The organism is Ruegeria sp. BG10 (assembly GCF_056538575.1).
This window is the reverse complement of sequence record NZ_JBQFTI010000002.1, coordinates 187,478-199,507: the sequence shown is the minus strand read 5'-3', so window position 1 is coordinate 199,507 and position 12,030 is coordinate 187,478. Positions and strand designations below refer to the sequence as shown.

The following is a 12,030-nucleotide window of genomic DNA, read 5'->3' as shown; positions in this document are numbered from 1 at the left end:
TCAGCGATCCTTCGGGTCCAGAGCGTCGCGCAGGCCATCGCCGATGAAGAACATCGTGATGATGATGGCGACGTAGAATGTCAGGGGGAACAGCAGTTGCCACAGGGTCCCGTAGCCCATCGTGCCGGCACCCTCGGCGATCAGCCGCCCCAACGAGGTATAGGGTTCGGAAATCCCGAGACCGAGGAACGAGATGAAGCTTTCGGTCAGGATCATCTCGGGCACCAGAAGCGAGGCGTAGACGATCACCACGCCCAGCAGGTTGGGCAGGATGTGGCGGTACATGATCGTAAACTCGCTGACACCGGCAGCGCGTGCGGCTTCGATGAATTCCCGGTTCTTCAGCGCCAGTGTCTGCCCTCTCACGATCCGGGACATTGTCAGCCAGCCAACGGCGCCCAGAGCAATGAAGAGCATAAAGAAGGACCGCCCCGCCACGACAAGAAGAAGGATGATGATCAGCGTCGCGGGGATCGCCAGCAGGATGTCGACAAAGCGCATCATCACGCTGTCGGTCCGGCCGCCGATATACCCGGCCGCGATTCCATAGCAGGTCCCGACGATCAGCGCCGTTGCGGCCCCGATCAGACCAACCAGCAGCGAGGTCGTGGTGGCCTGGATGACGCGGCTGTAAAGGTCGCGCCCAAGGTCATCGACACCGAAAAAGTGCCCGGATTCGACGGATGGCATCCCCATGCCGCGCACGTCGCCCATAACGTTCCAGTCGATCTCTTCGTTGGTCCAGACTGCGAAATACGGGCCAAAGATCGTGAACAGAACGATCAGACCCAGAACCAAGACGCTGGCCATTGCGGCCTTGTTGCGGACGAACCGCATCCGCGCGTCCTGCCAGAGTGAACGCCCCTGAACGGCCGTGAAGTCGGTGACGTCTTCGGCCAGTTGGGCGGCTTTTTGTGATTTACCAAGCATTGCCAGCCCCTCAGTAACGGATTTTCGGATCGAACCAGGCATAAGCCAGGTCGGTCAGCAGGTTCACGAGAACGGTCAGAACGCCGTAGAGGATCGTAACCCCCAGCAAAACGGCATAGTCACGCGACAGGGCAGAGCCCACATAGGCCTGACCCAGACCGCCGGTCGAGAAATAGATGTCCACGAAAACCGATCCGGTCAGGACGTAGACAAAGACCGGACCCAGATAAGATACGACGGGCAAAAGCGTCGGCTTTAGCGCGTGCCGCCAGATCACGGTTCTGGTCGGCAGCCCCTTGGCGCGCGCCGTGCGGATGAAGTTCGAGTTCAGAACCTCCAGCATCGACGAGCGCGTGATGCGCGCGATCGATCCCATATAGGACGTCGCCAGCGCAATCACCGGCATGATCAGATATTGCCACTGACCGCCGTTCCAGCCACCGCCGGGCAGCCATCCCAGCCACAGCGTGAAGGTCAGGATCAGGATCGGGCCCATGATGAAGTTCGGCAGCGCCTGCGCCGCGATCCCCAGACCCACGGCAAAATAGTCGATCCAGCTGTTGTGCTTGATCGCCGCGGCAATACCGAGCGCCACACCGACACCGGTTGCGACCAGGAAGGACAGCGAACCGTAAGTCAGCGAGATCGGGAAACCCTGCGCGATGATGTCATTTACATCCCGGTCCTTGAATTTGAAGGACGGGCCAAAGTCGAAATGCACGACGATGTTGTACAGGTAGTCCCAAAGCTGCTTCCAAAGCGGCTGGTCTAGCCCATAGCGCGCCTCGATATTGGCCAGAACCGCGGGCGGCAAGGGCCGTTCCGAGGTGAACGGGCCACCGGGTGCGAAGTGCATTAAAAAGAAACTTGCAACGATCAGCAAAAGGATCGTTGGGACGGCGATCAGCAGTCGCCGGATGATATAGGCAAGCATTCCATGCCCCCAATTATTGACTTTGCCCCGGAGAGAGCTCCGGGGCAAAGCGTGATCAAAGGAAGATTACTCGGCGATTTTGTAGAGGTTTTTGGAGTACCAGTTCTGCTCTACGTTATTGACCGGCCAGTTCCCGACATCGCTGTCCATCATGTAGACGCCAGCATAGTGGTAGATCGGGATAACGGGGGTCTCTTGCGCGATGATGCGCTCAACCTCTGTGTACAGAGGTGCGGCGTCATCCGCAGTCTTGGCCTGGGCCAGCAATTCATCAACCTTGGCATTGTTGTACTTGCCGTCGTTATAGCCGGAATCCGATTGCAGCAGGTCCAGGAAGGTCGAGGCTTCGTTATAGTCGCCACACCATGCGCCACGGGCCAGATCGAAGTTCTGATTGCCGCGCTCTTCCAGGAAGATCTTCCACTCCATGTTTGCCAGTTCGGCATTCACGCCCAGTTTCTGCTTCCACATCTGGCTCAGCGCCACGGCCACCTTCTTGTGCGCTTCCGAGGTGTTGTAGACCATCTCGAAGCTCAGCGGGTTGTCGGGGCCGTAACCGGCACCAGCCAGCAGTTCCTTGGCCAGTTCGTCGCGTTCCTGCTGCGACATCGAGGCCATTTCAACTTCGGGAACGGTGAACCCGGCCGTTGCTTCAGGCGCGAACGTGTAAGCCTGCGGCTGACCACCTGCCATGATGTTCTCGGTGATGATCTTGCGGTCTACAGCCAGCGACAGCGCCTGACGGACGTTCGGGTCCTTGAAGGCCTCGGGGCCGCTGTCGGACATGTTGAACGTATAGTAATAGTTGCACAGACGCGGGAAGCTGATGGCCTCTTCGGGGTGCTCGGCCTGAAGACGCGGGAACTGGCCTGCGGGTACTTCGGTACGGTCCAGCTCACCGGCCAGATAGCGGGTCAGGGCGACGTTTTCATCGTTGATGACCAGCGCCACGACCTTTTCAATGATGGTGTTGTCGTTGTCCCAGTACATCTCGTTGCGCTCGCGGACCGAGCGTTCCTGCGGCAGATGCTCGGTCAGAACATAAGCGCCGTTCGAGACGATGTTTTCAGGCTTGGTCCAGGCGTCGCCGAACTCTTCGATTACTTTTTGCGGGGCAGGGAAGGTGGTGGAGTGCGTGGTCATCTGCGCGAAATACGGCAGCGGCGCGCTAAGCTTGACCTCAAGCGTACGGTCGTCGATGGCGGTCACACCCAGATCGTCGGTCGGCTTGTCGCCCGCGATGATTTCCGAGGCGTTCTCGATCGACATCAGCTCCATGAACCACGCATAGGGCGAGGAAAGGGCGGGATCGACGGCACGTTTCCAGGCAAAGACGAAATCACCTGCGGTGACCGGATCACCATTCGACCACTTGGCATCTTCACGCAGAGTGAAGGTGTAGACGTCCTTGGTGTCGTTGGTGGTGAATCCGGTGGCGACGCCCGGAATCAGGTTGCCGTCCTCGTCCTGGTTCATCAGGCCTTCGAACAGGTCACGGACGATTTCTGCGCCGGATACGTCCTCAACAACCTGCGGGTCGACCGAGCTGTGTTCGTCCAGGATGCGGTAGGTAAAGGTCTGGTCATCCGCCAGCGCTTCGCCGGTTTCTGGATGGGTGCCAGCGGCAAAAGCGGCGCCGGTGATCATGGTCGAGGTCAACAGACCCGCCAGAGACGTCCGAATGTACTTGTTCATATCTTTCTACTCCCGTTTTTTGAAGCGGCACAACACGCGCATCCCTACAGGATGGCGCGTTGCCACCATGTTTGTCCGACCCTGTACAAGAACAGGACTGGTTCGAATTTTGCTTTGTCAGATCGCAATGAACACCGCGTCGCAGTCTTTCGGTTTGCAGTCGGAAACGTGTTTGCGAAAGTCGCCTTTCACTGACGCAGAAGGTGGCACTATTTCAAAAAAGGTTAAAGCCTTTGGCTGCAAATTGAGCAACCGGAGGTGGATTGCGAATGAAACGAGGTCTGCGACAGAAATATTATGATGAAACTCTGGGACTTCGTGACATTTTCGTGAAAGCGGAACACTGATTGTTGACCGCCTTTTTTCGAGACCGTGTGCAGATTGCCTTAACGTCAGGGCGAATCGCTAACGAATCAGTTCCGCTTTCATGCGGGCTTCGGGGAAACAGGTCGCGGCGCGGCCGGACGCCTGTTGCCAGCGTCCGATCGAGCGGCGGGTCTTGAACCCGGGCAACCCGTCGGCACCGCCGACATCATGCCCCTGCTGCTCCAGGGCGCGCTGCATCGCGGCCACATCCGAGCGGTACAGATTGCCGACCTTGCCCCAGCGTCCGTTAAAATTGCCGACACCATATTGTATCCGATCCCCGACATGGCCCACGAACAGGGCGTACAGGTCGCTTTTGTTGTAATCTTTGAGCACGTAGAAATTGGTCGTCACCACAAAGGCCGGGCCGTGTCGCCCGGCAGGCATCATCAGGTACCCTTCGCCCGTCAATTCGTGTGCCGGAAAAGGCCTGCCGGAAACCCGGGTGATCCCCATCGCCGCCCAGTCCTGAACGGGCCTGCCCTGATCCGGCCCCTCCAGGGCACAAGAGACACTGGCCGGGACGTTCACTTCAAACCCCCAGTCCCGCCCCGTGATCCAGCCATGTTGCGCAAGGAAATTCCCGATCGAGGCGATAGTGTCGTCGGCCGAGGTCCAGATATCCGCCCGCCCGTCGCCGTTTCCATCGGCGGCATAGGCCAAAAAGTTCGACGGCATGAATTGCGGCTGACCCAGCGCCCCGGCCCAGCTGCTTTTCAAAGCTCCGGGCGGGGCATGCCCGGCTTCGGCGATTTGCAGCGCGGCGATCAGCTCATCGGTGAAATACGCGGCGCGGGTGCTCATGAAACCTTTGGTCCCCAGCACCTGAAACGCATTATGGCGAATGGGAACTTGCCCATACCCGCTTTCGCGGCCCCAGATAGCCAGAATGATCCGGGCCGGAACCCCGGTTTCCGCTTCCACGCGGCTCAGCGTGCGCGCATGGCGGTCCGCCATCTGACGGCCAACAGACGCCGCCCCATGAACCGAACCTGCTTTGAAATAGCGCCCCGGCGCTCCGAACTCGGCCTGCTTCTGCTGCTTCGGGGTCTGTTTGGCCTGCCCCGGCGGGACCAGATCCGGCAACTTCCAGTTGAGGCTAACACCCTCAAAAGCCTGCTGAAACGTGCGGCGGGATACACCTCGTGTCTTGGCGCGCGGCCAGACAGTTTCCTGCAACCATGTCTGAAACTGCCGCTCGACAGCTACGCGGTTCTGCGCGGTTGCGCTTGTTGACAGCCACATCAGGCCAAAGGCGAGAATGATCCAACGCATTTGAAAAATGTCTCACCTGTCCCGGACCCCAAGTCAACCACAGGCCGTCTGCCTGATGCACAAAAGGTTGTTCGGATTCGGCACCGGACAATCACCGGTTTTGGAAAAACCCTTGAGAAATCTTATGACTCTGCCGATAGTTGGCCGAAAGCGATGGCATGAGAGGACGATCAGGCGTGGCCCCATACAGACGCTCAACTGTGTCACCGGTAATTCTGGTGGCCGCTGTGATCGTTGCCGCGTCAGCCCAGATGGCAGGGGCCAGCGACAGCTTCATGGAACCGCAGGGCCCGATAGCGGCGATCCAGAAGACCCATCTTTTGCGTGCCACGTTTCTGATCCTGATAGCCGTGGTTCCTGTCCTGGTTTTGGTGCCCCTGATCGCCCTGCGATACCGAAGACGCAAAGACGGACACGCCGCCTACGAACCCAAATGGGATTTCTCGGCGAAGCTGGAATTTGTCATGTGGGGCGTGCCGGTTCTGATCGTCGCCATCCTGTCGTTCTATCTGTGGAAGGCAACGCATCGGCTGGACCCGTACGCGGCCACATTCGGCGAAATGCCGGCACTTCAGGTTCAGGTCGTCGGGCTGGATTGGAAATGGCTGTTCATATATCCCGATCTGGGCATCGCAAGTGTGGGTGAACTGGGGATTCCGGTCAAACAGCAGGTGGCGCTGACTCTGACGACCGATACCGTCATGCAGTCTTTCATGATCCCGGCACTGGCCGGTCAGATTTACGCCATGCCGGGCATGACCACGCAATTGCATGTTGTCGCCGACCGGCCCGAGACGATGCAGGGCGAAAACACGCAATACAATGGCCGGGGTTTCACCAAGCAGAAGTTCGAAACGCTGGCAATGCAGACCGAGGATTTTGATGCCTGGGTGGCGACGGTTCGCGCCAATGGCATTCCCCTGGATTCCGAGACTTATCGCACATTGGCAATGCGAACGGATCGGGATGAGGTACAGGCGGCGTTGGGAACGGCGCAGATGCCGGAAAACGCGCTGTACTTTACCTTACAGGGCGGTGATCTGTTCCAATCTATCTTGCATCGGTATCACGGCGACCAACCTTTGCCGGCAGACCAACAGCCGGGTACCACCGAATTCGGGCAGGAGGGCGCACAATGACCACCGCCGATTCCGATTTTTTCGGGCGATTGAACTGGGATGCCTTCCCGATCGCCGGGCTGATCCAGACGCCAAACACCAATGAGATCGTTGCCAATGCCGCGGCGGCGGTTGTCATTATTGGCGTCATTGCCGTGGTGGGGGTGCTGACCTGGTTCCGGCTGTGGGGGCCGCTGTGGCGCGATTGGCTGACCAGCGCGGATCACAAGAAAATCGGCATCATGTATATCGTCTTTGCCATCGTCATGCTTGCACGCGGTGTGTTGGAAGGCGTCGTCATGCGCGCCCAACAGGCGGCCGGGCCCGGCGACGGTTTCCTTGAGGCCGAGCATTTTGCCGAGCTGTTCAGCACCCACGGTACGATCATGGTGTTCTTTGTCGCGGTGCCCTTTGTGTTCGGCGTGGCGAATTTCCTGATCCCGCTGATGATCGGCGCCCGCGATGTGGCGTTTCCGGTGATGAACCAGATCAGCCTCGGGCTGACAGTTTCGGCCGGGATGATGCTGATGGTGTCTTTGGTCGTCGGAGAGTTTTCGACCGGCGGCTGGACTGCCTACCCGCCATATACCGGTGCGGCGTTCAATCCCGGTGTGGGGCCGGACTACTGGATTTGGGCCATTGTCGTATCAGGTATCGGCACGACGCTGACGGGGATCAACTTTGCCGTCACGATCTACAAGCTGCGCGCGCCCGGCATGAAGTTCATGCGGCTGCCGATGTATTGCTGGACAATCATCTGCAGCTCGATCCTGATCGTCTTTGCAATGCCGCCGCTTGGGGTCGCGGCGCTGATGCTGGCGGCAGACCGGTACCTGGATTTCCACTTTTTCACCAATGACCTGGGCGGCAACATGATGAACTATGCCAACCTGTTCTGGCTGTTCGGCCACCCCGAGGTCTACCTGCTGGTTCTGCCCGCCTATGGCATCTATTCCGAAGTGTTCGCCACGTTCTCGGCCAAGCGGCTATACGGTTACAATTCGCTGGTCATTGCGACGATGTCGATCGCGGTCCTGTCCTTTACCGTCTGGCTGCACCATTTCTTCACCATGGGCCAAAGCGCCCTGATCAACGCGGTATTCGGCATTGCCACCATGCTGATCGCCATCCCCACCGGGGTAAAGGTCTATGACTGGATGGCAACGCTGTTTCGCGGGCGCATCCGGTTCTCGGTGCCGATGCTGTATGGCCTGGCCTTTCTGATGCTGTTTGTCATCGGCGGCCTGTCCGGCGTGATCCTTGCCAACCCGACGGTCGATTACCAGGTGCATAACACGCTGTTTCTGGTTGCCCATTTCCACAACGTATTGCTGCCCGGGGTGCTGTTTGGCCTGCTGGCCGGGTACAATTACTGGTTCCCCAAGGCTTTCGGCTTTCGCCTGAACGAGTTTTGGGGGCGGGTGACGGTCGTGTTGTGGACCGTCGGGTTCATGCTGACCTTCCTGCCGCTGTATTTCGTGGGGCTGATGGGGATGCCCCGCCGATCCTTCAGTTGGGAAGACCCAAGCTTCCACCCATATATGATCGTCGCGGTGTTGGGCGCACTGGTCATCCTTGCGGCGCTGTTGTCGGTCATTGTCCAACTGTGGGTCAGCATCCGTGAGCGTGACAAGACCCGCGTTCCGGTCGGCGATCCCTGGGACGCGCGCACGTTGGAATGGTCGATCCCCGCGCCGCCACCGCCCTACAACTTCGCGGTCATCCCAAACGTGACGGACCGGGACAACTTTGCCGCTGCCAAGGAACGCGGAGACGCCTATCCAAAGCCGGACGCCTATGAAGACATCGCAATGCCCCGCAATACGGGGATCGGGTTCATCCTCTGTGTACTCAGCGGTGTCTGGATGTTCGCGCTGGTCTGGTGGATCTGGTGGCTGGCGGCGCTGATGACTGTCGCGATGCTCCTGTCCTTCATACTCTGGACCTTCAAAACCGACACAGAAGAGGTCATTCCGGCCGAAGAAGTGCGCAGACAGCACGAGGCCTGGCTTGATCTGGTCCACACATCCACGCCCGTTGACCGCGATCACGAAACCGCGCCCGAAAACCGCGGGCTGGCCCGCCCGGATTTGGAGGCCGTGACATGAAACGCGCCCCCACGCACAGCTATCCGGGGCTGAACCTCGGGCGGCGTCACGCCAGCGCCCACAAGGCCACCGAGGTCGTCACCTTTGGGTTCTGGGTCTTTTTGATGAGCGATCTGGTCTATTTCGGCCTGATGTTCGCCATATACATCACCATGATCGACGCGCAGGCGGGCGGGCCCGGCCCGCACGAGTTGTTCGACCTGACAAGCATCTTCGCGCAGACAATGATCCTGCTGACCAGCAGCCTGACGGTCGGGCTGGCGATGCTGGCGTTGAAATATAACCTGCCGAGGGCCCGGATCGTGCTGTGGTTCTGTGTAACGCTGGTGCTGGGGCTCAGTTTTCTGTTTCTGGAAATCCGGGACTTCATGGCGATGGCGGAAAAAGGCGGTGTACCGCAGCGCAGCGGGTTCCTGTCCGCCTTTTACGGGCTGGTGCCTCTGCATGGCCTGCACGTGGCGGCGGGCTGTGTGTGGCTGATCGTGCTGGGCATTCAATTGCGCATGTTTGGTCTGACCGATCTGCTGATGTCGCGTGTGGTGCGGCTGGCTCTGTTCTGGCACTTCCTTGATCTGATCTGGATCGGCATCATAACCATCGTTTATTTCGGAGGGCTGACCTATGGATAAGCGCAGCGAAATGCACCGCCGCGAAAGGCGCCGCTATGTGATCGGCTATGGCGGATCGCTGCTGCTGACGCTGGCGGTGTTTGCCATCGCGCACAGGTTCGGGATCGAAACCAGAGGCGTCTACCTGTCCATCGGCCTCCTTGGACTGGCACAGCTGGTTGTTCAACTGGTCTATTTCCTGCATATCGACCGCCGTCGCAGCAGCCGCGAGGATCTGGACCTTGTTCTGTTTTCGACACTCGTCCTGCTGATCATCATACTGGGGACGGTTTGGATCATGGGCAACCTTGCGGTGCGGATGCATACCTACCCGATGTGAAGACGGACCCTACGAGCAGCGAAAAGCCCAGACATTGGAATCCGTGAAATCGGTCATCGTTGCAGCTAAGGCCCGGTGCCATCGCCTCAGCGCATCAGGGCAAGACCCAGCCACAGCGCTGCCCAACACAGGATCAGGCTTAACAGGATATTTCCGGCAGCCAGTGCAATCGTGCGTTCGCGCCTCAGTTCCAGCGATTGATAGGCAAAGCTGGAAAACGTGGTGAACCCGCCGCAAAACCCAAAAACCAGCCGCCTTTCTTCCTCGCCCATGTCCACCGGTCCGCCGAGGTAACCAATCCACAAACCCAGCAGCAGACTGCCCAAAACATTCACGATCAAGGTCGACAAGGGCAGGTCATGACGGACCCGCAGTGCCATCCAGTGACGCAACACGGCACCAAGGCCGCCGCCCAGCCCAAACATGGCGTGCAGGTAAAGCTCGTTCATTCCCGGGACTCCGGGGAATGAACCCGCCGCCCGATTGTTTCGCCCAGAATTGCGGCGGCGAGGCCAAAGGCGATTTCCAATGTGGCAGCAGAAACTGCGGCCCAAGGGCTGGACATGGCCATACGCTCAAGCTCGGCAACAAAGGACGAAAAGGTAGACAATCCGCCGCAGAACCCCACGGCCCCGAGGTGCAGAACATGGGCATTAACTCGGTGCCGGATGGAATACAGCCAGCCGAGGATAAAGCACGCGACGACGTTGATGCCGAATGTCGCTGTGAATATTGCGGTGCCGGGAATACCCGTCGAAAACACCTCGCGCAGCAGCGAACCGGCTGCACCGCCGACGAAAACGGCCAGGAACATAACGGCAGTGGTCCGGACTGCGGATCGGGTCTGTGTCACGGCCAATGGTCCTGCCCAAATTCACTTCTGACCGGGGATACCGATTGACGCCGCGGGGATCAACCGCCGCCAAAAGCTCTGCATGTTTCACAAAACCGCCCGAACGCGTGAGGCAAGGCACAAACGCTTGCAATCAAAAGTCAACTTGTACCACGGTTGGCCTTGGGCAACCCTGTCTGAACAAACCGGGCCGGGGCCACTTTGGGAGAGCACGAATGATTGTACGCAGACTCTATTACATCCTGAGTTACGTTTGCCTGCCGCTGACCCTGCTTTGGGGGTTCTTCTGGCCGCCCGCCCATTGGCTGCTGGTATTTCTGATCCCGTACGCCATAGTCGGCCTGTATGACATGTTGACGACCAAACATAACGTACTGAACAACTATCCGGTGCTGGGTCACTTCCGCTATATGCTGGAATTCGTCAGCCCGGAAATCCGGCAGTATTTCGTGGAAACCAATGAAAGCGGCCGCCCGTTCAACCGGATCATTCGCGGGCTGGTTTACTCCCGCGCCAAAGGGCAGGTGGACACGCAGGCCTTTGGAACACAATACGACATCATGACGGTTGGCTATCACCGCGCCAATCATTCGCTTGCGCCAAAGGATGTGCCGGAAAGCGAAGAGCGGGTCATGTTGGGCGGTCCGCAATGTTCCAAACCCTACAACGCCTCGCGCCTGAACGTGTCGGCGATGAGTTTCGGCGCGCTCAGCGCCAACGCGATCCGGGCGCTGAACGGCGGTGCCAAGGATGGGGGATTTGCGCATAACACCGGCGAAGGAGGTCTGTCGCCGCACCATCTGGCCGAAGGCGGCGACATCATCTGGCAGATCGGCACCGGCTATTTTGGCTGCCGCACGCCCGAGGGCGGGTTTGACACGGAAACGTTCGCCGAAAAGGCAAAAAAGGACGTGGTCAAAGCGATCGAGATCAAGCTGTCACAGGGTGCCAAACCCTCGCACGGAGGGGTGCTGCCCGCGGCCAAGGTGGACAAGGAAATCGCAGAGATCCGCGGCGTCCCGGAACATCAGGACGTGATTTCCCCGCCCATTCATTCGGCCTTTGAAGGTCCGACGGGATTGATGCATTTCGTGCAGCATCTGCGGGAGATGTCGGATGGTAAACCCGTCGGCTTCAAACTGTGCATCGGCAGACCGTCGGAATTCATGGCAATCTGCAAAGCAATGCTGGAGACGGAAATCCTGCCGGACTTCATCACCATCGATGGGTCCGAAGGGGGCACGGGCGCGGCCCCGGTGGAATTTACGAACCGGCTGGGGATGCCGCTGAACGAGGCTTTGATATTCGTCAATAATTGTCTGCGCGGCGTGGGTTTGCGGGACAAGATCCGGATCATCTGTTCGGGTAAGGTTGCCACCGGGTATGACATGGTTGAGAAATTCGCCCTTGGGGCCGATATGTGCAACGCAGCGCGGGCAATGATGTTTGCGGTGGGCTGCATTCAGGCGTTGCACTGCAACACCAACCGATGCCCGTCTGGCGTGGCTACACAGGATCCGATCCGGGGGCGGGCCGTTAACATTCCACAAAAACGTCAGCGGGTGCACCGTTTCCACGACGCCACGCTGGAAAGCTTTCGCGAGCTTCTGGGCGCCATGGGCAAAGAAAGGGTGGCAGACCTGCGCCCCGCCGATATCCGTCGCCGCACGGCGGACGAACGCGAAAGATCTTATGCCGAGCTCTACACTTTCATAGACGATGGCGCTCTGCTGTCCAAGGCGATCCCGGACGACTTTGCGGCAGACTGGAAAATGGCATCGGCCGCGCATTTCTGAATTTTTT

At 59.0% G+C, this 12,030-nt stretch carries 11 protein-coding genes; 5 read left to right on the top strand and 6 right to left on the bottom strand.

All coding sequences use genetic code 11. The features are described 5' to 3' along the window. The 4 genes from ACR0D8_RS11975 to ACR0D8_RS11960 form a co-directional block, all read right to left on the bottom strand. Complete coding sequence (locus ACR0D8_RS11975; protein ID WP_475164659.1) at positions 1–930, bottom strand: ABC transporter permease subunit; 930 nt, start codon at positions 928–930, stop codon at positions 1–3. 10 nt (positions 931–940) lie between these two features. Beyond that, positions 941–1,864 carry an oligopeptide ABC transporter permease OppB gene (oppB, locus tag ACR0D8_RS11970; RefSeq protein ID WP_475164661.1) on the bottom strand — a complete coding sequence of 308 codons (924 nt, stop codon included), beginning with the start codon at positions 1,862–1,864 and terminating at the stop codon, positions 941–943. 66 nt (positions 1,865–1,930) lie between these two features. After that, positions 1,931–3,559 (bottom strand): peptide ABC transporter substrate-binding protein, encoded by a 1,629-nt coding sequence (locus ACR0D8_RS11965; protein WP_480646692.1) that lies wholly within the window; start codon positions 3,557–3,559, stop codon positions 1,931–1,933. 405 nt (positions 3,560–3,964) lie between these two features. Continuing rightward, entirely contained in the window at positions 3,965–5,200 is a 1,236-nt protein-coding gene (locus tag ACR0D8_RS11960) for a lytic murein transglycosylase (RefSeq protein WP_480646690.1), read from the bottom strand. Between the two features lie 176 nt (positions 5,201–5,376). On the opposite strand from ACR0D8_RS11960, the gene ACR0D8_RS11955 reads away from it, so the two are divergent. The 4 genes from ACR0D8_RS11955 to ACR0D8_RS11940 are packed head-to-tail and all read left to right on the top strand — an operon-like array spanning position 5,377 to position 9,374. Then, positions 5,377–6,339, top strand: coding sequence for a cytochrome ubiquinol oxidase subunit II family protein (locus ACR0D8_RS11955; protein ID WP_480646688.1), 963 nt, complete (start codon positions 5,377–5,379; stop codon positions 6,337–6,339). Further along, a complete protein-coding gene (locus tag ACR0D8_RS11950; protein WP_480646686.1) occupies positions 6,336–8,426 on the top strand; it encodes a cbb3-type cytochrome c oxidase subunit I in 2,091 nt (696 codons plus the stop codon). Before ACR0D8_RS11955 ends, ACR0D8_RS11950 begins: the two co-directional genes overlap by 4 nt. Further along, on the top strand, positions 8,423–9,055 hold the full coding sequence (locus tag ACR0D8_RS11945; RefSeq protein WP_480646685.1) for a cytochrome c oxidase subunit 3: 633 nt from the start codon (positions 8,423–8,425) through the stop codon (positions 9,053–9,055). Before ACR0D8_RS11950 ends, ACR0D8_RS11945 begins: the two co-directional genes overlap by 4 nt. Continuing rightward, positions 9,048–9,374: a cytochrome o ubiquinol oxidase subunit IV gene (locus tag ACR0D8_RS11940; protein ID WP_475164671.1), complete on the top strand. Its 327-nt coding sequence runs from the start codon at positions 9,048–9,050 to the stop codon at positions 9,372–9,374. The genes ACR0D8_RS11945 and ACR0D8_RS11940 overlap by 8 nt, the downstream gene beginning before the upstream one ends. Positions 9,375–9,460: 86 nt before the next feature. Here the strand turns inward: ACR0D8_RS11940 and ACR0D8_RS11935 are convergent, their stop codons facing one another. Next, the gene (locus tag ACR0D8_RS11935; RefSeq protein ID WP_480646682.1) at positions 9,461–9,823 is read right to left on the bottom strand and encodes a fluoride efflux transporter FluC; all 363 of its coding nucleotides are present in this window, start codon (positions 9,821–9,823) and stop codon (positions 9,461–9,463) included. Further along, on the bottom strand, positions 9,820–10,227 hold the full coding sequence (locus tag ACR0D8_RS11930; protein ID WP_480646681.1) for a fluoride efflux transporter FluC: 408 nt from the start codon (positions 10,225–10,227) through the stop codon (positions 9,820–9,822). Before ACR0D8_RS11930 ends, ACR0D8_RS11935 begins: the two co-directional genes overlap by 4 nt. A gap of 215 nt (positions 10,228–10,442) precedes the next feature. Between ACR0D8_RS11930 and ACR0D8_RS11925 the strand changes: the two genes are divergently transcribed. After that, on the top strand, positions 10,443–12,023 hold the full coding sequence (locus ACR0D8_RS11925) for an FMN-binding glutamate synthase family protein (protein ID WP_480646679.1): 1,581 nt from the start codon (positions 10,443–10,445) through the stop codon (positions 12,021–12,023). Positions 12,024–12,030 lie beyond the last annotated feature (7 nt).